Consider the following 24,712-nt stretch of genomic DNA (forward strand, 5'->3'; position numbering starts at 1 on the left):
CGGCAGTTTACATCGCGGCACGATCCCGGCAAGCGTTGGGGGATGACGATCCAAGCCGCACCTCCCGCGACGCATCGGTTTGGCCTGCGGGACTTTGCGATCGTCGTCGTGATGAACGTTCTGTGGGGGCTCAACATCATTGCCGTGAAGATGGCGGTGACGGAAATCGCGCCGATGACGGCCGGGTTCCTGCGCCAGGTCATCGTGTTTGCGGTCTGCGCGAGCTGGTTCCGGCTGGTGCCGGGACGGACCGCGACGCTGGCGCTGCTCGGACTGTTGTCGGGCGGCATCTTCTATCTCGTGATTAATCTGTCGCTGTCGGTCGCGACGAATATCGGCGCTTTGGCGATCGCCGGCCAACTTGGCGTCCCGTTCGCGCTGCTGCTCGCGATCGTCGTCTTTCGCGAACGGATCCACTGGCCCCGGATGCTGGGGATCGGCCTGTCGATCCTGGGAGTGGTACTGCTGGTCTTCGATCCGTCGGCGGCGCGCGAGGGCGCGGGTCTTGCGCTGACGGCGTTGGCAAGCCTGATCTGGGCGATTACGTCGCTGATCCAGCGGCGGCTCGTCGGCGTGCCGGTCCTGACGATCTATGCCTGGGTCGGGCTGATGGGTAGCCTCGTAATGGCGGTCGTCGCGATGATCACCGAGCCCGTAGCGATGCGCGCGATCCCCGACCTGCCACTTCGCACGGTCGGCTGGGTGGCGTTTTCCGCGATCGGATCGACGGTGATCGGCCAGGGCTCGATGTCGTGGCTGTTGCAGCGTCATTCAGTCAGCGTGGTCACGCCGATGACGCTCGCCGCACCAATTATCTCTGTGTTCGCCGCGGCCTATTACTTCGGCAACCCGTTGACGCTATTGATGCTTGCAGGCGGAGGCGTTGCGATGCTCGGCGTCGCGATCGTCACGATCCGGACCGCACGTGCGGACCGGCTGGAGGGGAAGCTGGCTTGACGATCATCGAGACGCCGTCACCGAATTTCGACGACCGAACGCTGCCTGTCAGCATGATCGTATTGCACTATACTGGCATGCAGGATGGCCCGTCCGCGATCGCCCGCCTGCGCGATCCGGACGCGAAGGTGTCGGCGCATTATCTGATCGAGGAGGACGGGACCGTCCTGCAGATGGTCGCCGAGGACAAACGCGCCTGGCATGCCGGACGATCGCACTGGCGCGGGATCGAGGACGTCAATTCGGCAAGCGTCGGGATCGAGATCGTCAATCCGGGGCATGAGTTCGGCTATCGCCCGTTCCCGCCCGAACAGATCGCCGCGCTGCTGCCGTTGGTGGCGCAGATCAAGGACCGCCACGAGATCACGCGGGGTAACATTGTCGGTCATTCCGACATCGCGCCGACGCGCAAGCGCGATCCCGGCGAGTTGTTCCCGTGGCACGAACTGGCGCGACGCCGGCTCGCTCTGCCGCGGCCGACCAAGAATCTGATGGATCCCGGCTGGACGGAGGGCGGGTTCTGCCTTGCGCTCGAACGGTTCGGCTATGACGTGGAGAACCGGATGGCGGCGATCATGGCGTTCCAGCGCCGGTTCCGCCCCGAGCTGGTGGACGGCGAGATCGATGCGGAATGCCGGTGCATCCTGCTCGCTTTGCTGCTTCCCAAACCGATGGGTGACGACTAGGGATCGGCGCGCCAGAGGGTCGGGCGGCCGCGGGGGTGTTGTAATGGCATCCGCGAGGAAAGTCCGGGCTCCGCGGAACGACGGTGCCGGGTAACGCCCGGCGGGGGTGACCCCAGGGACAGTGCCACAGAGAGCAGACGGCCAACCCTCGGCGCAAGCCGGGGCGGTCAGAGTGAAAGGGTGCGGTAAGAGCGCACCGCGCGCCTGGCAACAGGGGCGGCACGGCAAACCCCACCGGGAGCAAGATCGAATAGGGGTGGCACATGGGCTTCGTTCCGGCTCGTCACCCGGGTTGATTGCTTGAGGCGGCGGGCAACCGTCGTCCTAGAGGAATGGTCGCCCAACTTTCGACCGAAGGGTCGGAAATGGACAGAACCCGGCTTACAGACCCTCTGGCATCCTCGCCTGATCGCATGCAGACTGCCCGAAAGACGTGGGGGATGTGATGCGTATCGACCGGGCAGGACTGATGGGTGCAGGCATCGTGATGGCGGCGATCGCTGCGCAGGTCGCGGCACAGGGGCCCGCAACCACGGTGCAGCAGGATTTCGAAGCGGCCGCGGCGCTGGATGCGAAGGGCGACAGTACCGCTGCGCTTGCGGCCTGGACGACGCTTGAAGCACGAACTAAGCCGGGATCGCGGAGCCGGGGCATTGCGCTGATCCGCAAGAGTGCGGCACTGTTCAAGCTCGATCGCTCAGACGATGCGGTGACCGCGGCACGCGACGGCCTTGCCCTGTTGCCTGCAAGCGACGCGACGCTCGCCGAGGATCGGTGGCGGGCCTATTTTGATCTGGGCCTCATTGCGCAGAATGCGCTCGATTATGCGGGGGCGAGCGTTTCGTTTGCGAGCGCCGCCGCTGCGGCGGACGGAGCGTCGCTGAAGGTCGCGGCGCTGTTGTCCCTAGCTGACACGACGACGTTTACTGATCCCGCCGCCGCGGATGCAGCCCTTGCGAAGGTCGATGCGCTCGTCCGGACGGCGCCTGCCGATGCGGATGTAAAGGCTCTGATCGCGCGGCGGCGCGCGATCCTGGCGCTGAACCGGGGGCAGTATGAACAGGCGCGGACGCAAGCGGTTGAGGCGGTCAAATTTTATGGCGGGATGACGTCGCAGACCGATTCGCGCGACGTTTCCGCGCGGTCAGATGCGGCGATCGCGTCACTGTTGGCGGGCAAGAGCGAAGAGGCCCGCCGGTACATGGCGATGACCGGCGCGGGCCGGTTGAGCAAGGGGGAGTTTGATCCGGCGGTACAGATGGAGGTACCCGCCTGCGGTGGCGAGGCCGATCTGAGGCCTGCGGACATGGCGGTCGTCGAATTCACGATCGACAATGACGGCGTGGTACGCGGCGTCTCGCCCATCTATGCCGCAGGCGGTGGCGCGGTGGCGCTCGAATTTGCGCGTGCCGTCCGCGACTGGTCATGGACGCCCGAGCAGACCAAGTCCTTTCCCGCGTTCTTCCGCTACAATATCCGCGTCGAGATGCGCTGCTCGACCGCGTTCGAGCGGCCGTCGATCACCAAGTTTCTCGACGCGGACATGGCGGCCTGGCTCGAGTCCAAGGGGTTTTCGATACCGGTACGCGAACGTGGCGCGGATGCCGCCGCCATCGTCGGGCAACGTGCCGCACTCGCGGCGGCGGAGGGCAAGTCGGGGCCGACATCGCTCGCCACGCTGCCACCCTTGTACCAGCTCGTCGGCAATGCGGTCGTGGGTCGTGAGGAGGCGCATGAGCTGGCGCAGCGGGCGTTCGCTATTGCTCAGGCAAACGGCGCCCCGCCGATCGCGCTGCTCCCGCTCGACATCCGTGTGCGTGAGACTGAAAGTGCTGATAGCTGGAAGCAGGGTGCCTATGCCCGCGCTATCACGCCGCTGCTGTCGAAGCCCGGTTATGCGCAGGATCCGCAAGCGCGATCGGCGCTGCAACTGCTCATAGCGGACTCGACCAGAAGCCGAAGCCGGCGTGTGGCGCCGTTACAGGCGGTCGCGGACGACAAGGGTTTGGCAGCGAACGACCCGATGCGTGTCGGTGCGCTGATCCGGCTGGCGTCGCTACAGCAGCAGGCGGGGGATCCGGTGGCGGCACGTGCCACGTTCGACCGGTCGGGGCTGGCGGCCAGCCAGTGCGCGATCCTCGATGCCCCGCCCCGATTCCTTTCGGCCGGCGGCACGTTCCCGGATGAGGCCCGCATCTGGGGATTTGAAGGCTGGACCCGGACACAGTTCGATGTGGGGCCGGACGGCAAGGTGCTGAACGAGCGCGCCGTGCTCAGCTATCCGCCGTTCGTTTTCACCAAGGCCGGCACACAGACCGTCGCGGGCGCCCGATATACGAAGACGTTTCGCCCCGATGGCGGTGTCGGCTGCGGCGGGCTTTCCCAGAATGTCCGGTTCAAGATGCCGGGATGATTCTGCCCTCCCCGTAGGGGGAGGGACTGACGTCACACCAGCACCTTCTCCGGCCGGCCGATCTCGTCGAGAACCGTATCGGCGGCGATCTCCATCAGCGGTTTGATGTGGCCGTCGCGCATGTCGTACACCCAGCCGTGGAGCGCCAGTTCTTGGCCCTTGGCGAATGCATCCTGCACCGTCTTGGTACGCGCGAGGCGAACGAGCTGGTCGCGGACGTTAACCTCGACGAAGCGATTGACCTTGGCCTCTTCGGTAGGCTGCGCATCGATCTCGTCGCGGTGATCGCGCAGCACTTCGCGCGCAGTGTCGAGCCACTCGTCGACGGGACCGTCCAGGCCACCTTGCAGCGTCCCCATGATGCCGCCGCAACCGTGATGGCCGCAGACGATGACATGCTTCACCTTCAGCACATCGACCGCATATTGCAGCACCGACATCAGGTTCAGGTCGTGATCGTTGACGAGGTTGGCGATGTTGCGGTGGATGAACATCCCGCCCGGCTGAGTCATCGTCATCTGTTCGGGGCTGACGCGGCTATCCGAGCAGCCGATCCACAGGAATTCCGGCTTCTGACCGACCGTCTGGCGGCTGAAGAAGTCGGGATTTTCGTCGGTATGCTCTGCAACCCAGGCCTTGTTGGCGAGCAGCAATTGTTTGTAGCGTCTCATGTGTACAGAACCTCGCTCGATGGCGCGTTGATCAACGCGGCACGCTTGCCGGCGATATCGCCGCGCAGGCTGACGGTGATGCCGCGATATTCCGCGCCTTTGATGAACGCGTTGATGATGTCGATATTGTCGAGGTCGACATAACTGGTCGACGACAGGTCGATCAGCACCTGCGTATTGTCGGGCACGCGGTTCAGCGACTTCTGCAATTCATATTTGTGGATGAAATACAGGTTGCGGCGCGCGCGGACGAGGCAGTCGTCGCCATCGCAGGCAAAGGTGATCGCGGTACGGAAGTTGCGTGCAATGACGAACACGAAGCCGACTACGATGCCAATCACGATGCCCTCGAGCAAATCGGTGAACAGGATCGCGCCGACTGTGACGACGAAGGGGATGAACTGCGTCCAGCCCTGCTTGTAGCGTTCCAGAAACAGCTTCGGCTTGGTCAGCTTGTAACCGGTCGCGATCAGCACCGCGGCAAGCGCGGAGAGCGGGATCAGGTTCAGCAGCGACGGGATCAGTGCAACGCTGATCAGCAGCCAGAAGCCGTGGAGCATGGTCGAAAGCTTGCTCTCCGCCTTGGCGTCGACATTGGCCGACGATCGGACGATCACCGACGTGACGGGAAGCCCGCCGATCATGCCCGACAGGATGTTACCCCCGCCCTGCGCGAGCAACTCCCAGTTCTTGTCGGTGGAGCGACGGCGCGGATCGATCTCGTCGACCGCTTTCACGCTGAGCAGCGACTCCAAGCTCGCGACGATTGCGAGCGTGACCGCAGTTGTCCAGACGATGCCCATGCTGATGCCGGAAAAGTCCGGGAGCGTGAACAGCGTGGGAAATTCGGAAAGCTTCTGCGTGACGGGTACCTGGACGAGATGTGTCGCCTGGAGCTGCCAATCAGGCTTGACCGCGCCCAGCAGCGCGTTGCCGAGCACGCCGATCAGGACGACGACGAGCGGGCCGGGGACAAACCGGAGCGGGCCATTCTTCGGTTTCGCGCCGTCCCACCAGAACAGGAATGCCAGGCTGATCCCGGCAATCAGGATCGCACCGGGGGTCACGCTCGCGCTCAGGCTGTCGATGATTCGCGAGAAGGTGTTGACGCCGTTGGCGGTGGAGAATTCGAAGATCCCCTCGGCCTCACGGTCGAAGCCGACCGCGTGCGGAATCTGCTTGAGGATAAGGATCAGGCCGATCGCGGCCAGCATCCCGGTGATCACCGAGGAGGGGACAAATTCGCTGAGGATACCCGCGCGCGTCAGCGAAAACCCGATCTGAAGCACGCCCGCCAGCACGACGGCCATCAGGAACATCTGGTAGCTCGGCATGCTTTCGATCGCCGCAAGGACGATTACCGTCAGGCCCGCAGCCGGTCCGCTGACCGACAGCGGCGATTTCGAGAATAGCCCAACAGCGATGCCGCCGACGATTCCGGCGATGACGCCTGCGAACAGCGGCGCACCTGACGCAAGCGCAACACCCAGACACAGGGGCAGGGCGACAAGGGCGACCACGATCGACGCGGGCAGATCGGCCCGCCACGTGCTTAGCTTCGGAATGAGAGTTTGCACCAGGGCTCCTGTCGCCGCGACGTCGGCCGGGATGCGCCCGGAGCAGACGCTTTACCCTATGCCAGATGACAATTTATTCATGTTCATTAGGCGATGAACGCCTCCTGACTCAAGGCGCAATGTCGGTCCCGGCCGCAGGTGCGGCCGCGTGGCTTGATCGTTTGGCGGTGCGGTACGCGGTTGCGTTGTCGGTGGGGACGCCTATCTCGAACGGCTATGGCGCGAAGCACGACACGAACACCCGATTGGGGATTTCCGCGGTGGCGCGGCTATGGCTCTAGCAGCGAGGCGGTGACGGTTCGATTGTGCGACCGGCACGGCTGCAACGAACCCGGCAATTGCCCGGCGCCGAAATCGCCCAACAGCCCGGACCGCTGGTATTTCTGCATGACGCATGCGGGCGAGTATAATCGCGGCTGGAATTACTTCGAAGGTCTAAGCGCCGAGGAAGCCGCCGAGCGCGAGGCGGCGGAGTCGCGCACTGCGGACGGCTATGCGGATCCGAAGCATTATGCCTGGGCGGGATCGGGCGACGGCAGTCGGTCGCGCGACGAGATGCGTGCGCTCGAGGTATTGCAGCTCGAACCCGATGCGACGTTCGAGGATGTCCGTGCCGCGTGGCGGCGGATGGCCAAGGCCAATCACCCCGATGTGCGTCCGGGCGACAAGGACGCAGCAACGCGGTTCCAGGGTGTCCAGGCCGCTTACGAGGTCTTGCGCGCAGCAGAGGATGCACGGACGTGGAAGCCGGCGTGATCCGCGTGCTGGCGAGCCGCTGGCAGGGCAGCGTGCTGGTCTGCGGCAAATGTTCGAAGAAGCTCGCGGGCGGGTTCGGCGACAAGCGCCGCACGCCGCTCGCCAAGCTGTTGCGCGCCGAGCTCGGGTTTAAGAAAGGCCGCAAGGCTGACCGCGGCGTGGTCGAAGTCAAATGTCTTGGGGTATGCCCCAAGAATGCGGTCGTGATGATTGATGCGGCCAGGTCCGACCGATGGATGCTGGTCCCCGCCGGCGCCGACGTTGGCGAGATCGTAACGACGCTGCGCGGGGGTGATGCCGTTCCGCCGTCCCCTCCCCGGGTGGAAGACGGCCTCAAGGCCGCCTAGCTGGCGTAGCGTTCGGCGGTCTCGCGGATCAACGCGATCATGTTCGGGATTCCCTGCGTCCGGTTCGAACTGAGTTGCTTGCCGAGATCGAACGGCGCCAGTTCCGCACCGATGTCGGTCGCGACGATCGCCGCCGGCGGTTGGTCCTGCACCGCTTGCAGGACGAGCGCGATGATACCCTTGGTGATCGCGGCGTTCGAATCCGCGAGGAAATGAAGCCGGCCGTCGTCGGTCTTCATCGGATAGACCCATACTGATGCCGAGCAGCCGCGAACCAGTGTCGAATCCGTCTTCAGCACATCGGGCATGGGTTCGAGATCGCGTCCGAGGTCGATCAGCAGGCGGTAGCGGTCGTCGGGTTCGAGGAAGTCATATTCCTCATGGATATCGGCTAGCTTGGGCATGGCGTCGCGGTACTCCCGCGTCATCTCGCCCGCAACCGCTGCGCGTGTCGCGGGACACGATTGCCGCGCTACAGGTCAACCCCGGCGGCGATCGCCTCCAGCTTCTTGATGCGTTCCTTCAGGTCTGCGATCTCGATGCGCGCACCGGTCGACACCGCCACGGGCAGGCCGGTGTCGTGCGCCTGGTCGAGCTCCAGGCGCCTGAGCGACAGCCAGCCGCGCCAGCCGGCGAGTCCCGCGGTGACGATCATCGCGAGCGCCACCAGGCCGGTCAGCGCGAGCGTGATATAGACGTTCGGTTCGGTCATGTCCGCCTCCTCCTAGCGGTCGCGGAGCCGCTCGATCTCTCGGTCGAGATCGACGCTCTTGTGGTTGTCGGTGATGACGCGTTCGAGCACCTGGATGCGCTCCTTCATCTGGCGCACCTCGTCGCGCAGTCGCAGCGTGTCGGCGGTATCCGCCGGGGCGGAAAGCGATCCTTGCGCCTGGTATCGCGCCCGGAGCACGCGGGAGACCGCCACGATCAAAACGATACAGACGACCATCGTGAAGGGATTCATCGGTCAGCTCCTGAATACGGGTCTAGTTTAGGGGGCGCTCGTCGCGGAGCAGGTCGATCTCGTCCGCCAGGCCGATCCCGCGGTCAGTGACGATCCGTTCCAGCACCCTCACGCGCTGTTCGAGACGTTCATTCTGTGCCGCATATTGCGCCGACTTTTCGGCGACGAGCTGGGCATCGATTTCCATCCGGCGCTGCCGATAGGCGAACCAGGGCTTGACGAAGACGCCGCCGAAGATCGCGAGCAGGCCGCAGGATATGCCGAGAATGGGAATGAGCAGGGGGCTGATCATGGCGGCGTCCTCTATCTTGGCTGGAGGCGGAGAGCCTCGATCTCGCGGGCGGTCCGCTCCGCGGGATCGGTGGCGATGCGCTCAAGAACAGCGATTCGCTCTTCGAGACGGGAGACCTGGCCGGTCAGGCGCTCGTTTTCGCCGGAAAGCAGTTCCAACTTGCGGGCGTCGTTCGGGTCGACCCGGTGCGTCTTCCCGCTCCATTCGTCCTCCAGGGCATAGCCGTGCTTTGCGCGGATCCAGTTGTTGATCACCCATCCCATCGTCGTGATCGCGATGATCGCGACGACGAAACCCGGTCCACCCCAATTCATCGTCATTCTCCCCGTCTACGCCGCGTCTCAGCGCAGGCTGTCGATCTCTGCCGCGAGGCTGCTGCTGCTCCGGCTGGTATAGTGCGTCTCGATGTCGGCGAGACGACGGTCGATGTCGCGGAACTTGCTGCGGACCTCTGCGGTCGAGCGCTTCGGGTTCGAGCGGACGCCCTGCCAGAACTTCGCGTCGTCGGGCGTTTCGTACAGTCCGAACGGCTTTGGCTGTCCCATCCACGCGACCAGCCAATAGGCGATCAGCGTCCAGGGAAAGCCCCCGGCCAGCGTCAGCAGGACGACCGAGACGCGGACGATGAGTACATCGATCCCGGTATAGTCGGCGATCCCCGCGCAGACGCCCTTCCATTTGGCGTTCTGCTTGTCGAGGTAGAACTGGGTGCGGCTGGCGGACATTTCAGTTCCTCCGATCCATGTTGCGTTCAAAGCGGGAGTCGATCGGGCGGTCAGCCTGGCGATCGGACAGATAGGACGACTGGCTGGTGCCGAGCCCCGGCTTCCAGTCGGGATTATCGGCGGCGATGATCCGCTCGACCGTCAGCACCCGGTCCTCGAGCCGGCGGGCGAGGAGCTGCATCTCGTCGAGCAGTCGTTCGTCCTCATCGGTGATCTTGGGTGCGGTCTTCCACTTGGTGACATAATGCAGGATCAGCCAGGGCAGCCCGACGAGCGCGCCGAGAATGGCGACGAGTCCTTCGAAATCCATTTCAGTCGTCCTTCTTCAGGCGGGCCTTGAGCGCGGCGAGCTGGGCATCGACCTTGTCGTTGCTGCGCAGCTCGGCAATCTCCTCCTCAAGCGTCTTGACGACACCGAGCCCCATCGCGTCGGCGCGACCCTCGGCCTCGTCGACGCGGCGGTCGAGAATGTCGAAGCGGCTGAAAGCCTCGTGAGTCTTCGGACCGTTATACATTTCACGAAGCCGGGTGCGGTTGTTCGCGCTTTCCAGCCGCGTCTGCACCGCATTCTGCTTGGTCCGCGCCTCGCGCAGCTTGGTCTGCAGCTTGGCGATGTCCGCCTCGGAGGCGCTGAGCGCGTCGTCGAGGACGCCGACTTCCGCCTTGAGCTGCTCGGCCATGTCGGACGCCTTCTGGCGTTCGACCAGTGCAGCCTTGGCAAGATCCTCCCGGTCCTTGCTCAGCGCGAGCTCGGCCTTCTCGGTCCAGTTTTCCTGGAGCTGTTCCAGCTTGGCGATATGGCGGCGCATCTCCTTCTGGTCCGCGATGGTACGCGCGGCGGAGGCGCGAACCTCGACCAGCGTTTCTTCCATTTCCAGGATGATCATCCGGATCATCTTGGCCGGATCCTCCGCCTTCTCGATGAGGTCGGCGAAGTTGGCGGCGACGATGTCGCGGGTGCGGGAAAAAATGCCCATGTAAATTCTACTCCAGGGGTCTTCGTGCGGCGGACAAACCTTATGCCACGATTGCGGTGTGTCGCGTAGCGGGCGCCTGATGCGCGGGCGCCACCGCCGCGAGAATGAAGGTGGCGCTGACGACGAAGGTGCAGGCGAGCGTGGCGACGGTGCGGACGATGTCGGTCTTGATCATGATGTGTCCCCTTTGAGGCGATGGTTGGTTCCGCCTTTGGGCGGGTTGTCCAAAGCTTTGCATCAGTCGTGCCAGTTTTAGAAAAGCCCGGAAATCATGCGGTTGTGCCAGCAGGGCGTCGAGCGCGCAGATTGTTCCTTGCTATGCGTTGGGAATTTCCGCCACACTTTGGCAATGGAGAGAATAACGCAGGTCATCGGCCAGTCCGGCGCGTTCATGGGAGCGCTTGAACGTGCGTCGCGCGCGGCGGCGCTCGACCGACCGGTGCTCGTGATTGGGGAACGCGGTACGGGCAAGGAACTGGTCGCCGAGCGACTCCACCGGCTGAGCCCGCGCTGGGACCAGCCACTCGTGATCATGAACTGCGCCGCGCTGCCCGAGACGCTGATCGAGGCCGAATTGTTCGGACATGAGGCCGGCGCGTTCACCGGTGCGACCAAGGCACGGGTCGGGCGGTTCGAGGAGGCACATGGCGGCACCCTGTTCCTTGACGAGCTGGGCACGCTGTCGATGGCGGCGCAGGACCGATTGCTGCGCGCCGTCGAATATGGCGAGATCACCCGGATCGGCTCATCGCGGCCGCTGCGCGTCGACGTCCGGATCGTGGCTGCGACGAACGAGCATCTGCCCGACAAGGTGATGCGGCATGAATTTCGCGCCGATCTTCTCGATCGGTTGTCATTCGAGGTCGTCACGCTGCCGCCGCTGCGCGCGCGCGTCGGTGACGTGATGGTGCTGGCGGATCACTTCGGTCGCCGGATGGCGTCCGAGCTCGGGCGCGAGCGGTGGGAGGGGTTCGGACCCTCGGCACGCGCTGCGCTGGCGGACTATGACTGGCCGGGCAATGTCCGCGAACTGCGCAACGTCGTCGAACGCGCGGTCTATCGCTGGGAGCATGAGGGGCCGATCGATGCAATCGAGATCGATCCGTTCCAGTCGCCGCACAGGCCGGGCGCTGCGGACCGCAAGCCCGTCCTGCCACAAGCCGCAGCATCGCCGTCTGCCGGCGCGACTGGTAACGCTGCAGAGGATAACGCCGACGATCCAGTCGTCGCATGCGAGGACGGGCCGTCGGATTTCAAGTCGCGCGTGTCCCGGTTCGAGCGCGACCTGCTGTCGCGTGCGCTGGCCGAGCATCGCTTCAACCAGCGCGCTACCGCCGAGGCGCTCGGGCTCAGCTATGATCAGCTGCGGCATGCCCTGAAGCGGCACGAGCTGTTGCACGCCGGCGGCTGATCGACGTCCGGTCCGCTTGTGTAACGACCGTCCGGGGACCATTTGGGGGCCGCGGGCGTTTGACGTCCGACCCCATTCACCCATTGTCTTTGAGGAGACTCCTGATGGCTTTCGAACTTCCCCCGCTGCCTTACGCCTATGACGCGCTCGAGCCCGTGATCGATCAGGAAACGATGAAGTTTCATCACGACAAGCATCACGCGGCGTACACGGCCAAGCTGAACGAGGGCGTCGAGAAGGACTCCGCGCTTGCGGGCAAGTCGATCGAGGACATTCTCGGCATGATCTCGTCGCAGCCGCCGCTCGTGCGCAACAATGGCGGCGGTTTCTGGAACCACGATTTCTTCTGGAAGACGATGGCCGCCAAGACCGGCCAGGCGCCGTCGGGCAAGCTCGCCGAGGCGATCGATCGCGATTTCGGCAGCCTCGACAAGCTCAAGGAAGAGTTCAACACTAAGGGGGCAGGGCAGTTCGGGTCGGGCTGGGCATGGCTGATCGCCGATGACAGCGGCAAGCTGAAAGTCACGAGCACGCCGAATCAGGACAACCCGTTGATGGACGATGCCAAGGAGCCCGGTACGCCGCTGCTCGGCAACGACGTCTGGGAGCACGCCTATTACCTGACGTACAAGAATGATCGTCCGGGCTATCTGAAGGCGTGGTGGGATATTGTGAACTGGGATGTGGTCGGCGAGCGCTACGCGAAGGTCGCTGGCTGAGCCGATCCCGTTACCGTCATCCCGGGTTGGCCGGGATGACGGAAAAGGATTACCCTTCGGGCGGCAGGTCGGTGACGGCCTTGTCGCCCGTTTGCAATCCATGCTTGAGCAGCATTGGAATGTTGGCAAAGGCGAAGATCAACGTCATCGGGATCGCGCCCCAGAGCTTGAAGCCGACCCAGAAATCCCACGTGGTGTTGCGCCAGACGATTTCGTTCAACACCGCCATGAACACGAAGAACACGGTCCAGTTTCGCGTGAGCTTGCGCCAGCCCTCGGCCGTCAGTCCTGGATAGGCGGTGCCCAGCAGCGCCTGAAGCAGCGGGCGCCGGGTCACCAGCCCGAAGGTCAGGATGGCGGCGAACATCGCGTAGATGATTGTGGGCTTCATCTGGATAAAGCGCTGGTCATGGAAATAGATCGTCAGGCCACCGAATACGACGATCAGCGCACCCGACATCCACAGCATCGGCGAGATATGGCCCGCCTTTACCTTCGAGACGATCATCGCGACGATCGTCGCGACGATGAACGCGGTCGTCGCGGTGACCACGCGCGCGATCGGTGCGCCGGGGGTGAGGAAGTTCACCGCGAAGAAGATCGCGAGCGGACCATAATCGATCGCCATGCGCAGGCCGGGGGACAGGGGGGGCTTGGTCACTATTGTATCCAGGGATTGCGGTAAGACCGGAGAGCGGGGCGGCGTGTTATTTTCGGACGCTTTCGACGCCCGCGATGATCCGGCTGACCTCGTTTGCGTCGAACGGGCGCAGGTCCGTCATGCCTTCGCCGATACCGATCGCGTGGATCGGCAGGCCGTATTTCTCCGCCGCTGCGACCAGCACGCCGCCGCGTGCGGTGCCGTCGAGCTTGGTCATCACGACGCCGGTCACGCCCGCCACCTCCTTGAAGACCTCGATCTGCTGGAGCGCATTCTGCCCCGTCGTTGCATCGAGGACGAGGACGATGTCGTGCGGGCTCTCGGGATTGATACGGCCGAGCACGCGACGGATCTTGGCGAGCTCGTCCATCAGTTCGCGCTTGTTCTGCAGGCGGCCCGCGGTGTCGACGATCAGCACGTCGATCCCCGTCTCGGTCGCCTTCTTTACCGCATCCCAGACGACGCCCGCTGCGTCGCCGCCTTCCGGTCCGGTGACGATCGGCACGCCGACGCGCTCGGCCCAGGTCCGCAACTGGCCGATCGCAGCGGCGCGGAACGTGTCGCCTGCCGCCAGCATGACGCCGTAATCCTGTTCCATCAGCAGATGCGCGAGCTTGGCGATGGTGGTCGTCTTGCCCGACCCGTTGACGCCAATCACCAGGATAACCTGCGGGCGTGGGAAGGCGTCGATCTCGAGCGGCTTGGCGACCTTGGCGAGGACCTTTTCGACCTCTTCCGCGACGATGACGCGGATGCCGAGCTCTTCCATGTTGCGCTCGAAACTCCCCTCGGCGAGCCGATGGCGGATGCGGCCGGCGGTTTCGGGACCGAGGTCCGATGCGATCAGCGCCTCCTCGATCTCGTCGAGCGTCGCATCGTCGAGCCGCGCGCCGCTGAGGCCCGCGAGATTGCCGACGAGCCGGTCAGAGGTACGCTTGAAGCCGCCGATGAGTTTGTCGTGCCAGCTTGGGGTGGTGCTCATAGGGATTCCCGTGTTGCGCTCAGGCGCTCGCCCAGAACGCCGGTGATCGTGATTCGAAGGATGTCGCCCGGTGCCGCCGGCGCGTCCAGCAGGACTTCTGCGAAATTTCCGACATGGCCGCGGTCGCCCGGACGTTCGACCAGCAGATCCTGGGTCGTTCCGACCAGCGTCTGCAACCATGCCGCGTGAACGGCCTGGCCCGTCTCGCGGAGGATCGCGGCGCGTCGGCGGCGGATCTCGGGCTCGACCTGCGGCATCCGGGCGGCGGGTGTGCCGGCCCGCGGTGAATAGGGGAAGATGTGCGAATGGACGATGTCGCAGTCAGCGATCAGCGCATGCGTGTTCTGGAACATCGCCTCGTCCTCGGTCGGAAACCCGGCGATCAGGTCCGCGCCGATCGCGATGTCGGGACGGGCGGTCTTGAGCCGCTGGACGAGCGCCACGCTCTCGGCGCGCGAATGACGCCGCTTCATCCGTTTCAACACCATGTCGTCGCCCGCCTGGAGCGAGAGGTGGACGTGCGGCATGATGCGGGGCTCGGTCGTCAGAAGCGCGAAGAGCCGGTCGTCGATCTCTATGCCGTCGAGCGACGACAGACGGAGCCGTTCGAGCCGCGGCACCGCATGCAGAATGCGCTCGACAAGCTGGCCGAGCGTGGGGGCGCCGGGAAGATCGGGGCCATAGCTGGTCAGGTCGACGCCGGTCAGCACGATCTCGCGGTGTCCTGCATCGACCAGCCCGGCAATCCGGTCGACGACTGCGCCTGCGGGGACCGAGCGGCTTGGTCCGCGTCCGAACGGGATCGCGCAGAAGGTGCAGCGATGATCGCAGCCATTCTGGACCTCGACAAAGGCGCGGGCATGCGCCGAAAAGCTCGCGGCCAGATGCGGCGCGGTTTCGCGAACCTGCATGATGTCGCTGACGACCACCGGTGCGAGCGTGGCCCATGCGGCTGGGGAGAGCTTGTCGGCATTGCCGATCACGCGATCGACCTCGGGCATTGCCGCGAAGGCACTCGGGTCGATCTGCGCTGCGCATCCGGTGACGACAATCTGCGCATCCGGGCGATCGCGCCGCGCCCGGCGGATCGCAACCCGCGTCGCCTTCACCGCCGCGTTCGTGACGGCGCAGCTGTTGACCACGACCATGTCCCGCCCGGCGACGAGCGCGCGGATGGTCTCGCTTTCGGCGATGTTGAGACGGCAGCCGAGGCTGACGACCTCTGGCAGCGGGGCAGACGGCATGATGCGCGATCTAGGAGGGGCGGGGGGCAAAGTCCACGGCTTGCAGCGCCGGGCTGGAGTAAGGATGGAGGCTCGGCAGTCGGCACGTCCGTGGTCAGGCTGCGGCGGGGCCGCGGTCAGCCTGCGAGTCGTGGCGCTATGCCGCGGACCGGGGGGAAGTCGCCATCGGGCTGGTGTGCGAGCAGGCGCTGTTCGGCGAGCAGCCGGCGCAACTGTGCGGCGTTCATGGGGCGACCGTAGAGATAGCCTTGTCCCTTGGCGCAGCCGAGCGCGCGTAGCCGCTCCTCGACCGCGGCATCCTCGATGCCCTCGGCGGTGACCGGCAGGTTCAGGCTGTCGCCAAGCCGGACGATCGTGTTGACGATCGCCATGCTCTCCGCATTGTCGAGGATCGACGCGACGAAGCTGTGGTCGATCTTGATACGGTCGAACGGCAGCGCGCGCAGATGCGCAAGGCTGGAAAACCCGGTGCCGAAATCGTCGAGCGCCAGTCGGATGCCCTGATTCTTCAAGCTGCCGACGATCGACTGGGCAAGCGCCAGATTGTCGAACAGCGCGCTTTCGGTAACCTCGATCTCGAGCCGGCTGGCGGGAAAGCCCGTCTCGACCAGCGTCTTGATGATCTTTTGCGCCAGCCACGCGTCGCGCAGCTGGACCGGTGAAATGTTGATCGACAGCGTCAGCGCCGAATCCCAGTCGCGTGCCGCGGTGCAGGCCTGACGCATGAGAGACAGCGATAGATCACCGATGACACCGATCTCCTCGGCGATGGGGATGAAGACGTCCGGGGGGATCATCCCGCGCGTGGGATGGTCCCAGCGCGCCAGAACCTCGAACCCGGTGGTAAGCCCCGTGGCAAGGTCCACCTGCTGCTCGAAATAGGGGATGATGTCCTGCGCGGCGACCGCGAGGCGAAGTCCGGATTCGAGTTCACCGCGCACCTGCAGCGATTGCTCCATCGCGGTGTTGAACCAGACGTGGCGATTGCGGCCCGCCGTCTTGGCCGCATGGAGGGCGATGTCCGCGTTCCGCAACAGTGCGTCGATCGAGGCACAGTCTGCGTCCGAGCGGGCGACGCCGATCGACACGGTGGCGTGAATGTCGACGCCGTTCGCACGGAAGGGCCGCGCGAAGCCGGTGACGAGACGCTCCGCGATCCGATCTGCCACCCCTTGATGCGCCGGATCGAAGACGAAGGCGCAGGCAAACTCGTCCGCGCCCAGGCGTGCCAGAAGGCTTGATGTGGGGGCGATGGCCGCGATCGTCTCCGCGACATGGACGAGCACTTGGTCGCCGACGGCATAGCCGTGCATGTCGTTGACGCTCTTGAAGAAGTCGACGTCGATCGTGAGCATCGCCACCACCTTGCCCCGGCGTCTCGCGCTGCCGAACAGGGTCGCGCCGTCTTCGGACAGACTGCGGCGATTGAGGAATCCGGTCAGCGAATCCCGCTGTGCCAGAACGCGGGCGCGATGACCCGCATCGGTCGCCTCGTTGAGCTCGGCAGTGAGCGCGCGATAGCGCAGGCAGCCAAACAGCAACAGCGCGACATTGAGCAGCACGGCGACAACCAGACCTTGGTCGATACCGGAACTGCGTCCCGTCAGACGGGCAAAGATGCCGACCAGAACGGCGCCGCCGGTACCGACGAGCATCAACGCTGCAGCCCCGGTCACGGCGCCGGTGACGAATTCCCGGTTGATGGTGCGGGGCGAACGGGTCGCCGCCGGCGGTGCGGTCATGGGCTGGATCGCCTGTGAGGTCGGGGCGGACACACATATGACATAGCATAAGTGTAGGACCGGTTAAGAGCGTCGATCCGTCCAATATGGCGGGGAGGGGCTCTGACGTTGGACGCCGTCGCAGCGCATCGACGGACGGGCCGCTTGCGTCGGCGGCCCGGGTCGCGTAAGCAGCACGCCACGTTCCGTTACGGGGCACATGTGACGAGCATCCAAGGATGCACGCTGGCCGGCGAGGTTTCGCCCGCCGGCGCTTTTGCGTTGGACGTCGTCATGTGTCCGGTAATGGTGATTGGGAGTGTCTCGATGTTCGAAAGCCTGAGCGATCGTCTTGGCGGCGTCTTCGACCGCCTGCGCGGCCGGGGTGCGCTGACCGAAGCGGACGTGCGCGCGGCAATGCGCGAGGTACGCGTCGCGCTGCTCGAAGCCGACGTCGCGCTGCCCGTCGCGCGCGAGTTCGTCGAGAAGGCGACCGAGAAGGCGATCGGCCAGAACGTCCTGCGCTCGGTCACGCCGGGGCAGCAGGTCGTCAAGATCGTCAGCGATGCTCTGGTCGAGATGCTGGGCGCGGATGCGTCCGAGCTCGATCTGGGCGTCACGCCGCCCGCGATCATCATGATGGTTGGGCTTCAGGGCTCGGGTAAGACGACCACCACCGCCAAGATCGCCAAGCGGCTGTCGGCAGGGCCGGGTGGGCGTGATCGCAAGAAGGTGCTGATGGCGTCGCTCGACGTCAACCGCCCGAACGCGCAGGAACAGCTCGCGACGCTCGGCACGCAGATTTCGGTTGCGACCTTGCCGATCGTCACCGGCCAGCAGCCGGTCGATATCGCACGGCGCGCGATGCAGGCGGCCAAGCTGCAGGGCTTCGACGTCCTGATGCTCGACACCGCGGGTCGCCTCCATGTCGACCAGGCGCTGATGGACGAGATGAAGGCGGTTGCCGACGTCGCGAACCCGGCCGAGATCCTTCTCGTCGTCGATTCGCTGACGGGTCAGGATGCGGTCAACGTCGCGCAGAACTTCTCCGACCAGGTGCCGCTGACGGGTATCGTGCTGACCCGTATGGACGGCGATGCGCGCGGCGGTGCGGCGCTGTCGATGCGTGCGGTCACCGGCAAGCCGATCAAGTTTGCGGGTACCGGCGAGAAGCTCGATGCGCTCGAGGCGTTCCATCCCGAGCGGGTCGCCGGGCGGATCCTCGGCATGGGCGACGTCGTCAGCCTCGTCGAGCGCGCCGCGGAGTCGATCCAGGCCGAAGACGCCGAGCGGATGGCGGCCAAGATGGCCAAGGGTCAGTTCGACATGAACGACCTGCGTGCTCAGCTGGCGCAGATGCAGCGGATGGGCGGGCTCGGTGCGCTGGCGGGGATGATCCCCGGCATGAAGAAGGCACAGGGCGCGGTCGCTTCGGTCGGCGGTGAGAAAGTTCTCGTCCACATGGATGCGATGATTGGTTCCATGACCATCAAGGAGCGCGCCAAGCCCGAGCTGATCAACGCCAAGCGCAAGATCCGCATCGCCAAGGGCTCCGGCACCACGGTGCAGGAGGTCAACAAGCTGCTCAAGATGCATCTCGAAATGTCGACCGCCATGAAGAAGATCAAGAAGATGGGCGGCATGAAGGGCATGATGGCGATGCTCGGCAAGGGCGGCATGGGCGGCGGTCTCGGCGGAATCGGTAACGCGATCGGCGGGCCGCAGATGGGCGATATGCTCAATAAGGCCGGCGCAGGTGGGCTCCCTGGGGGCAATTCCGGGGGTGGCCTACCGGGCCTGGGCGGGAAGATGCCGCAGCTGCCTGCGGGCTTCGACGATTTTCTAAAGAAGAAATAACCTCTTACTTAACCCCATTACCCCGGCGTTTGCCGGGCGAAATATTAGAAAACGAAGGAAAATATCATGGCAATCAACATTCGTCTCGCACGTGGCGGCTCCAAGAAGCGTCCTTATTACAAGATCGTCGTCGCCGACGCGCGCAGCCCGCGTGATGGCCGCTTCATCGAGAAGATCGGCAACTACAACCCGCTCCTCGCCAAGGACAACGAGCAGCGCGTGCAGCTCGACGCCGATCGCGCGAAGCATTGGCTGAGCGTCGGCGCGCAGCCGACCGACCGCGTTGCCCGCTTCCTCGACGCAGCAGGCGTTCTCGAGCGTTCGGCACGCAACAACCCCAACAAGGGCAAGCCCGGCGAGAAGGCCACCGAGCGCGCTGAAGAGCGTGCGACCAAGGCGGCCGAAGCTGCCGAGGCAGAAGCGGCTGCAAAGGCGGCACCTGCTGCCGACGCGGAGGCACCTGCCGCTGAGACCGAAGAAGCCGCTTCGTAAGATCGTCTTCCTCGTCATCCCAGCGAAGGCTGGGATCCAGAGCCAGGGACGGCAGCGTCCTCGGGTCTGGATCCTGGGTCTAGCCTAGGATGACGGCTTGGGGTGGGCGATGTCCGCACCCGAATGGCGGTTCATGCGTTCTTTGTCGGTCCATCACCCACAAGGAGCGCATGATGACCCCCGATCCAGATCCCAGAACAGCCCCCGCACCCGAGGACATCGAAGATGCCAGCAATGAAGGCGTCTCCGCCGACGACCCCGCAGAAGGCGCCGACGACACCCCTGGACCCGATACCGGCTCCGCGCAGGGATAAGGTCACGCTCGCCGTCGTGATCGGCGCGCACGGCATCGGCGGCGAGGTGCGGCTGAAGGTCTTTGCCGAGACCATGTCGGGCTATAAGAGTTTCAACGACGGTACGCTGACGCTCAAGTCGGCGCGCCCTGGCAACAACGGCACGATCGCTCGCTTTGCCGAGGTCGCCGATCGGAACGCTGCAGAAGCGATGCGCGGGACCGAATTGACGGTGCCGCGATCGTCGTTGCCACCGCTCGAGGATGGCGAATATTACCACACCGACCTGATCGGGCTCCCCGTCGTCTCTACCGATGGTGAGTCGATCGGACGCGTTGTCGCAATCGATAATTTCGGTGCGGGCGACGTGATCGAGATCGAACGGCCGACTGCTAAGCGGTTCATGGTGCCGATGCGCGTTGAGGCGGTTCCAGAGTGGGATGCCGAGCGACTCGTGGTCGAGGCGTCCTTCGCTACCGAATAGTTGCTTCGAACTTATTGCTCGCTCACGAAGGCGGGATCCCCGCCTTCGCTGGGATACATCCGAAGTCAGCGCCGGATCGGGCGCTGCTCCGACAGCATGTTGCGGATGGTCGTTGCGGCAACCCCGGCTTCGCCCATCGCGTGGCTGATCTGGTCGAGCCCCTTCACGACATCGCCCGCCGCGAACAGCCCCGGGATCGAGGTGCGCTGGTGGTCGTCGACTTCGAGACAGCCTTCGTCCGTCGCACGTGCGCCGGCGGCGACCGCGAGTTCCGACCGGATCACCGAGCCTAACGCCGGATAGACGCTGTCGAACGACAATCGCCCATCGACCGTGTCGAGCGCGAACCGCCCGTCTTCGATCGCGTAGTCGCCGCAAGGGCCGCCGACGCGAACGATGCCGGCGTCGTCGAGCGCTGCCTCGCAGGCGGGATCGAGATCATGGCCGCCGTCCGGGGCGATCAGGGTGACGTCGGCGGTGTAGCCGCGCAGGAACAGCGCCTCGCGCATGCCGTGGTCGCCGGTGCCGATCACGCCGACGCGCTTGTCGGTGACCTCATAGCCGTCGCAGATCGGGCAGTAGCGGAGAAGCCCCGCCTCCAGGGCTTTATCATGGAGCGCGTCGGGCATGGCGGGGCGGTTGTTGACGACGCCCGTGGCCAGCAGGACGCTGCGCGCTCGGGCGGCGCGGTCGCCGAGGCGGACGGTGAAGCCGTCGTCGTCCACCTCGATCGCATCGACGCGCGCGGCCTCGCGTACCGCCCCGTAGGTCTCGGCCTGGGCCAACATCCGGGCGAGGAGGTCGGTGCCGCGGATGCCTTCGGGGTAGCCGGCGTGGTTATGCGTGCAGGGGATCAGCGCGGCGCGGCTGCTGCCGCAGTCGAACAGCCGGATCGAGAGGTGGAACCGCGCGAGATAGATCGCGGCGGTGAGGCCTGCCGGGCCGGCGCCGATGATGATGCAATCGTCCATCCCGCTATAAGCGCGGCGCGGCGAATCCGTTCCGGTGGCGAAACGCTCGATCGCTATCGCAAGCCGGGCGCGGGAGTGATAGCGGCGTGCGGCATGAGCTATTGTCGTTGGTCGGAAGGCGATCTCCACGCCTATGCGTCGCACACCGCGGACGGGGTGCACCGGTATGTCGCGCAGGTCGCCGAGTCTGCGGTCGAACGGTGCGGGGTGGAGGCGGAATATGTCGAGGACAGCGCCGACGCTTTTCTTGCACGCCTGAAATGGCTGAAGGCGCGGGGGTGTGAATTTCCCGCCGATGTCGTGCCCCAAATCCTCGCCGCGGCGCAGGAGGAGGCGCGGCTGGCGCGGCTGGCGGCGGGCGAGCTGCCCTGGGCGGCGACGATCGTGACGCTGTACCCCGAGATGTTCCCCGGGCCGCTCGGGACGTCGCTGGCCGGGCGGGCGCTGGGGGAGGGGCGGTGGTCATGCGAGCCCGTCCAGCTGCGCGACTTTGCGACCGACAAGCATCGCTCGGTCGACGACACGCCGGCGGGTGGCGGCGCGGGCATGGTGCTCCGCGCGGACGTGGTCGCCGCGGCGATCGACAGTGTCGCGGACGGGCGGCCGGTGCTGGCGATGACGCCGCGCGGCAGGCCGCTGACGCAGGAGCGCGTCCGTGAACTCGCCAAGGGCCCCGGCGTCACCGTGCTGTGCGGGCGGTTCGAGGGGTTCGACGAGCGCCTGTTCGAGGCGCGCGCGATCGAGGAGGTGTCGATCGGCGACTATATCCTGTCGGGCGGCGAGATGGGGGCGCTGGTGCTGCTCGATGCTTGCATTCGGCTGCTGCCCGGCGTAATGGGCGCGGCTTCTAGTGGGGATGACGAGAGCTTCGAAGCGGGGCTCCTCGAATATCCGCATTATACCCGACCTCAGATATGGGAAGGGCGCACGATCCCGCAGGTGCTGCGATCGGGGGATCATGCGAAGATCGACGCATGGCGCAAACGCCGCGCGGAGATCGATACACGGTCACGGCGACCGGACCTTTGGGAGCGCCATGAGGGCGCTCGGGTCCAGTCGCCCTCTGGCGCGCGGCGACACGAGGACTGACTATGAACCTGTTGCAGACGATCGAAGCCGAGAACATCGCGAAGTTCCTGGCCAACAAGACGATCCCCGATTTCCGCCCCGGCGATACGCTGAAGGTCGGCGTGAAGGTCGTCGAAGGCGAGCGCACCCGTATTCAGAACTATGAGGGCGTGTGCATCGCGCGCTCGAACAAGGGCATGGGCAGCAACTTCACCGTGCGCAAGATGAGCTTCGGCGAGGGCGTCGAGCGCGTCTTCCCGCTCTACTCGCCGAACGTCGATTCGATCGAAGTCGTTCGCAAGGGCGCCGTGCGTCGCGCCAAGCTGTATTACCTGCGTGGCCGCACCGGCAAGGCAGCGCGTATCGCCGAGCGTCGCGACATGCGCCCCGCCAAGGGCACCGCAGCCGCCGAGTAATCGGATCCTGCGAGACGCGATCGAGGGCGCGGGGGCGATGGTCCCCGCGCCCTTTTTCGTGCCTGTCGTCCGGCGTCTGGGGACAGCAGGGGCGGGGGCGGGGACCGCGAATGTTGCGAATGTTGAGACGATAGCGCGTTTTTTCGCGCGGGGGTGACGACCCCCTGTCGGGCATGACCCGGCGACCGCGGCGGCGGGGGTGCGAGTCGAGGCTGGATCAGACCAGGCCATGCGGGCAGGCTGCGCCTTTTGCCGCGATAAGGCCAGCAGCGTTCCTTACAGCGGCGTGGCGGTGACGAGCGCCATGGAGGGCCGCCCTCGTGACCCTGGATCCTGACTTTCGTCAGGATGACGGTGTGGGTGGGGTGGCAGCCCTTTTGGCCCTGGGTCCTGACTTTCGTCAGGATGACGGCGTGGGAGGGGCGGCGGCGCTTGTGGCCCTGGATCCTGACGTTCGTCAGGATGACGGTGTGGGTGGGGTGGTGGTCTGTGTGGATCGTGGGCCGTGGTGTTGAGGCGGGCGGCGCGGGGCCGGGTCAGGCGTCGCGCCAGCGGCCGGGGGCGAGATCCGCCAGGGTCCAGTCGCCGATGCTCCAGCGGACGAGGCGGAGCGTCGGGTGGCCGATCGCCGCGGTCATCCGGCGGACCTGGCGGTTGCGGCCTTCGCGGATCGTGATCCTCAGCCAGCAATCGGGGATGCTCGCGCGCACGCGGATTGGCGGTACGCGCGGCCAGAGGTCGGGTGCGTCGATCTGTTCGACCGCGGCGGGGCGGGTGGGGCCGTCCTTCAGCACGACGCCGTCGCGCAAGGCATCGAGCGCGGCCTCGCCCGCCTCGCCCTCGACCTGCACGAGATAGGTCTTGGCCAGCTTGAACTTCGGATCCGCGATCCGCGCCTGGAGGCGGCCGTCGTCGGTCAGCAGCAACAGCCCCTCGCTGTCCCGATCGAGCCGCCCCGCCGGATATACGCTGGGTACCTCGACGAACTGCGACAGCGTCGCGCGCGGCGTCGGCGACTTCGCGTCGGTGAACTGGCTGAGGACGTCGTAGGGTTTGTTGAAGAGGATCAGGCGGGGCATGGCGGGGCTTTAGCGGTATTCCGAATTGGTTTCGACCGCAGTTGTCGCTTCGCAAGGCTGTATCGGTGGAGCCGAGGGGAAGCCCCGGCAAACCCGCTAACGACTGATAAAGAAAGGCTTTTTATTTCGGCGCCGGGACCGTTGTGTTAGCCCTTTGTACTAGCTCGGGCAAGTTATATGCGTTTGCCTAATCATTATGTCTCTGCCATATACGAAGAAGCCGAGCGTCTTGCGGACGCCCGGCGTTAGAGTGATGATAGCTATGGTTGCTCCCCAACGGGGCTGCGAGGTTGGCAGGCTGGTACCTGTTTCCCCCGGAAGCCTTGAGGCTCAACTAATTAATAATATCCGCATTTGCGGTCTCCTTATCGGAGGGCTCAGATGATCCGGGGGTTTCGGCCTGCAAGTCGGCCCCCGTTTCATTCGCTAGAGGCCCGGCAAACCAACGATCGCCACGTTTGTGGATCAGATTTGCCCCCTTCATCTTACTAAGCTGAGCTGCAAACGAGCCTTCCGCGATGGGAGTTCCTCGGTCTTTGCCATACCGTTCACGGTAATCTGCAAACGCAATACCGTCACTTGGCAAAAGATTCAGTGCCCTAGTCCAGGACTTCGGCAATCCCGACCGCTTACGGATTACTGCGATTGGTTTCGTCGGCTGATTATCCGGGGCACTCGCTTGCGTCAGAGCGTCAAGAGCAGCCGCCAAGGCATGCAGCCGAATGACAATCGGCGAAGCCTCAAGCTGCGCAATCTCGGCGCGAATCACTGTCTCTGCGTCCATACATAGGTTCTAGCACCTTGCGCACAATTAGCAACACGATAGGCTAACAGTTAGCTTTTTAGACCTAGAGCACGGTCGTTGCGAACATTCCAGCGGACATAAGGCATAAAGCTAGCCTCATGATTTCCCGCATTCTAGGCGTTCCGAAGAATGCAAGCCCCTACG

The 24,712-nt window shown here is 65.0% G+C and carries 30 protein-coding genes and 1 other RNA gene; 13 read left to right on the forward strand and 18 right to left on the reverse strand.

The genetic code is table 11. From position 1 onward, the window contains the following. Positions 1 to 42 precede the first annotated feature (42 nt). From FHY04_RS03010 to FHY04_RS03025, 4 genes are all read left to right on the forward strand, one after another. Positions 43 to 957, forward strand: coding sequence for a DMT family transporter (locus tag FHY04_RS03010; protein ID WP_031439674.1), 915 nt, complete (start codon positions 43 to 45; stop codon positions 955 to 957). Beyond that, the gene (locus tag FHY04_RS03015) at positions 954 to 1,643 is read left to right on the forward strand and encodes an N-acetylmuramoyl-L-alanine amidase (RefSeq protein WP_183935319.1); all 690 of its coding nucleotides are present in this window, start codon (positions 954 to 956) and stop codon (positions 1,641 to 1,643) included. The genes FHY04_RS03010 and FHY04_RS03015 overlap by 4 nt, the downstream gene beginning before the upstream one ends. Positions 1,644 to 1,654: 11 nt before the next feature. After that, an RNA gene (gene rnpB, locus FHY04_RS03020) (RNase P RNA component class A) lies at positions 1,655 to 2,043 on the forward strand. 45 nt (positions 2,044 to 2,088) lie between these two features. After that, positions 2,089 to 4,056: a hypothetical protein gene (locus FHY04_RS03025; protein WP_183935320.1), complete on the forward strand. Its 1,968-nt coding sequence runs from the start codon at positions 2,089 to 2,091 to the stop codon at positions 4,054 to 4,056. A gap of 32 nt (positions 4,057 to 4,088) precedes the next feature. Here FHY04_RS03025 and FHY04_RS03030 read toward each other — a convergent pair whose 3' ends face one another. Both FHY04_RS03030 and FHY04_RS03035 read right to left on the reverse strand, forming a co-directional pair. Further along, positions 4,089 to 4,727: a carbonic anhydrase gene (locus tag FHY04_RS03030; RefSeq protein ID WP_159511118.1), complete on the reverse strand. Its 639-nt coding sequence runs from the start codon at positions 4,725 to 4,727 to the stop codon at positions 4,089 to 4,091. Further along, positions 4,724 to 6,304 (reverse strand): SulP family inorganic anion transporter, encoded by a 1,581-nt coding sequence (locus FHY04_RS03035; protein ID WP_051916675.1) that lies wholly within the window; start codon positions 6,302 to 6,304, stop codon positions 4,724 to 4,726. Before FHY04_RS03035 ends, FHY04_RS03030 begins: the two co-directional genes overlap by 4 nt. Positions 6,305 to 6,520: 216 nt before the next feature. Here FHY04_RS03035 and FHY04_RS03040 point away from each other — a divergent pair, with 216 nt between their 5' ends. Both FHY04_RS03040 and FHY04_RS03045 read left to right on the forward strand, forming a co-directional pair. Beyond that, positions 6,521 to 7,060, forward strand: coding sequence for a J domain-containing protein (locus tag FHY04_RS03040; RefSeq protein WP_183935321.1), 540 nt, complete (start codon positions 6,521 to 6,523; stop codon positions 7,058 to 7,060). Beyond that, the gene (locus FHY04_RS03045; protein WP_311723436.1) at positions 7,045 to 7,407 is read left to right on the forward strand and encodes a (2Fe-2S) ferredoxin domain-containing protein; all 363 of its coding nucleotides are present in this window, start codon (positions 7,045 to 7,047) and stop codon (positions 7,405 to 7,407) included. The genes FHY04_RS03040 and FHY04_RS03045 overlap by 16 nt, the downstream gene beginning before the upstream one ends. Here the strand turns inward: FHY04_RS03045 and FHY04_RS03050 are convergent. From FHY04_RS03050 to FHY04_RS22405, 9 genes are all read right to left on the reverse strand, one after another. Further along, positions 7,404 to 7,811 (reverse strand): SufE family protein, encoded by a 408-nt coding sequence (locus FHY04_RS03050; RefSeq protein WP_183935322.1) that lies wholly within the window; start codon positions 7,809 to 7,811, stop codon positions 7,404 to 7,406. The genes FHY04_RS03045 and FHY04_RS03050 overlap by 4 nt on opposite strands. A 68-nt stretch (positions 7,812 to 7,879) precedes the next feature. Next, a complete protein-coding gene (locus tag FHY04_RS03055; protein WP_056680440.1) occupies positions 7,880 to 8,119 on the reverse strand; it encodes a hypothetical protein in 240 nt (79 codons plus the stop codon). 12 nt (positions 8,120 to 8,131) lie between these two features. After that, a complete protein-coding gene (locus tag FHY04_RS03060; protein WP_031439668.1) occupies positions 8,132 to 8,371 on the reverse strand; it encodes a hypothetical protein in 240 nt (79 codons plus the stop codon). A 22-nt stretch (positions 8,372 to 8,393) separates the two neighbouring features. Then, the gene (locus FHY04_RS03065) at positions 8,394 to 8,663 is read right to left on the reverse strand and encodes a hypothetical protein (protein ID WP_031396338.1); all 270 of its coding nucleotides are present in this window, start codon (positions 8,661 to 8,663) and stop codon (positions 8,394 to 8,396) included. Between the two features lie 11 nt (positions 8,664 to 8,674). Next, positions 8,675 to 8,977 (reverse strand): hypothetical protein, encoded by a 303-nt coding sequence (locus FHY04_RS03070; RefSeq protein WP_056680443.1) that lies wholly within the window; start codon positions 8,975 to 8,977, stop codon positions 8,675 to 8,677. 27 nt (positions 8,978 to 9,004) lie between these two features. After that, positions 9,005 to 9,388, reverse strand: coding sequence for an envelope stress response membrane protein PspC (pspC, locus tag FHY04_RS03075; protein WP_031396336.1), 384 nt, complete (start codon positions 9,386 to 9,388; stop codon positions 9,005 to 9,007). A 1-nt stretch (position 9,389) separates the two neighbouring features. Beyond that, complete coding sequence (pspB, locus tag FHY04_RS03080; RefSeq protein WP_159511114.1) at positions 9,390 to 9,698, reverse strand: envelope stress response membrane protein PspB; 309 nt, start codon at positions 9,696 to 9,698, stop codon at positions 9,390 to 9,392. 1 nt (position 9,699) lies between these two features. Further along, the gene (gene pspA / locus FHY04_RS03085) at positions 9,700 to 10,365 is read right to left on the reverse strand and encodes a phage shock protein PspA (protein WP_031396334.1); all 666 of its coding nucleotides are present in this window, start codon (positions 10,363 to 10,365) and stop codon (positions 9,700 to 9,702) included. A gap of 40 nt (positions 10,366 to 10,405) precedes the next feature. Continuing rightward, positions 10,406 to 10,540: a hypothetical protein gene (locus FHY04_RS22405; protein ID WP_260171278.1), complete on the reverse strand. Its 135-nt coding sequence runs from the start codon at positions 10,538 to 10,540 to the stop codon at positions 10,406 to 10,408. 174 nt (positions 10,541 to 10,714) lie between these two features. Here FHY04_RS22405 and pspF point away from each other — a divergent pair, with 174 nt between their 5' ends. Both pspF and FHY04_RS03095 read left to right on the forward strand, forming a co-directional pair. After that, positions 10,715 to 11,776, forward strand: coding sequence for a phage shock protein operon transcriptional activator (gene pspF / locus FHY04_RS03090; RefSeq protein ID WP_183935323.1), 1,062 nt, complete (start codon positions 10,715 to 10,717; stop codon positions 11,774 to 11,776). Positions 11,777 to 11,880: 104 nt separating this feature from the next. Beyond that, positions 11,881 to 12,495, forward strand: coding sequence for a superoxide dismutase (locus tag FHY04_RS03095; protein ID WP_159511112.1), 615 nt, complete (start codon positions 11,881 to 11,883; stop codon positions 12,493 to 12,495). A gap of 49 nt (positions 12,496 to 12,544) precedes the next feature. Here FHY04_RS03095 and FHY04_RS03100 read toward each other — a convergent pair whose 3' ends face one another. The 4 genes from FHY04_RS03100 to FHY04_RS03115 form a co-directional block, all read right to left on the reverse strand. Beyond that, positions 12,545 to 13,156 (reverse strand): septation protein A, encoded by a 612-nt coding sequence (locus FHY04_RS03100; protein ID WP_268893535.1) that lies wholly within the window; start codon positions 13,154 to 13,156, stop codon positions 12,545 to 12,547. 46 nt (positions 13,157 to 13,202) lie between these two features. Then, complete coding sequence (gene ftsY, locus FHY04_RS03105) at positions 13,203 to 14,138, reverse strand: signal recognition particle-docking protein FtsY (RefSeq protein ID WP_031396330.1); 936 nt, start codon at positions 14,136 to 14,138, stop codon at positions 13,203 to 13,205. Next, the gene (gene mtaB, locus FHY04_RS03110; protein WP_183935324.1) at positions 14,135 to 15,382 is read right to left on the reverse strand and encodes a tRNA (N(6)-L-threonylcarbamoyladenosine(37)-C(2))-methylthiotransferase MtaB; all 1,248 of its coding nucleotides are present in this window, start codon (positions 15,380 to 15,382) and stop codon (positions 14,135 to 14,137) included. The genes ftsY and mtaB overlap by 4 nt, the downstream gene beginning before the upstream one ends. A gap of 116 nt (positions 15,383 to 15,498) precedes the next feature. Next, positions 15,499 to 17,124 (reverse strand): bifunctional diguanylate cyclase/phosphodiesterase, encoded by a 1,626-nt coding sequence (locus FHY04_RS03115; protein WP_183935325.1) that lies wholly within the window; start codon positions 17,122 to 17,124, stop codon positions 15,499 to 15,501. Positions 17,125 to 17,430: 306 nt separating this feature from the next. Between FHY04_RS03115 and ffh the strand changes: the two genes are divergently transcribed. The 3 genes from ffh (at position 17,431) to rimM (ending at position 20,229) form a co-directional block, all read left to right on the forward strand. Further along, the gene (ffh, locus tag FHY04_RS03120) at positions 17,431 to 18,960 is read left to right on the forward strand and encodes a signal recognition particle protein (RefSeq protein WP_183935326.1); all 1,530 of its coding nucleotides are present in this window, start codon (positions 17,431 to 17,433) and stop codon (positions 18,958 to 18,960) included. A 66-nt stretch (positions 18,961 to 19,026) separates the two neighbouring features. Then, positions 19,027 to 19,452, forward strand: coding sequence for a 30S ribosomal protein S16 (rpsP, locus tag FHY04_RS03125; protein WP_031396325.1), 426 nt, complete (start codon positions 19,027 to 19,029; stop codon positions 19,450 to 19,452). Between the two features lie 234 nt (positions 19,453 to 19,686). After that, complete coding sequence (gene rimM, locus FHY04_RS03130; protein ID WP_183935475.1) at positions 19,687 to 20,229, forward strand: ribosome maturation factor RimM; 543 nt, start codon at positions 19,687 to 19,689, stop codon at positions 20,227 to 20,229. Between the two features lie 65 nt (positions 20,230 to 20,294). Here rimM and FHY04_RS03135 read toward each other — a convergent pair whose 3' ends face one another. Then, the gene (locus tag FHY04_RS03135; RefSeq protein WP_183935327.1) at positions 20,295 to 21,200 is read right to left on the reverse strand and encodes an NAD(P)/FAD-dependent oxidoreductase; all 906 of its coding nucleotides are present in this window, start codon (positions 21,198 to 21,200) and stop codon (positions 20,295 to 20,297) included. A gap of 363 nt (positions 21,201 to 21,563) precedes the next feature. Between FHY04_RS03135 and trmD the strand changes: the two genes are divergently transcribed. Next, the gene (gene trmD / locus FHY04_RS03140; RefSeq protein ID WP_183935476.1) at positions 21,564 to 22,289 is read left to right on the forward strand and encodes a tRNA (guanosine(37)-N1)-methyltransferase TrmD; all 726 of its coding nucleotides are present in this window, start codon (positions 21,564 to 21,566) and stop codon (positions 22,287 to 22,289) included. 2 nt (positions 22,290 to 22,291) lie between these two features. Continuing rightward, positions 22,292 to 22,684 (forward strand): 50S ribosomal protein L19, encoded by a 393-nt coding sequence (gene rplS, locus FHY04_RS03145; protein WP_031395442.1) that lies wholly within the window; start codon positions 22,292 to 22,294, stop codon positions 22,682 to 22,684. 536 nt (positions 22,685 to 23,220) lie between these two features. Here rplS and FHY04_RS03150 read toward each other — a convergent pair. Further along, positions 23,221 to 23,763 (reverse strand): pseudouridine synthase, encoded by a 543-nt coding sequence (locus FHY04_RS03150; RefSeq protein ID WP_183935328.1) that lies wholly within the window; start codon positions 23,761 to 23,763, stop codon positions 23,221 to 23,223. A 334-nt stretch (positions 23,764 to 24,097) separates the two neighbouring features. Next, on the reverse strand, positions 24,098 to 24,547 hold the full coding sequence (locus FHY04_RS03155) for a hypothetical protein (protein ID WP_183935329.1): 450 nt from the start codon (positions 24,545 to 24,547) through the stop codon (positions 24,098 to 24,100). Between the last annotated feature and the right edge of the window lie 165 nt (positions 24,548 to 24,712).

Source organism: Sphingomonas sp. BK481 (assembly GCF_014194875.1).
In the GTDB taxonomy this organism is placed as follows: Bacteria; Pseudomonadota; Alphaproteobacteria; order Sphingomonadales; family Sphingomonadaceae; genus Sphingomonas; species Sphingomonas aerolata.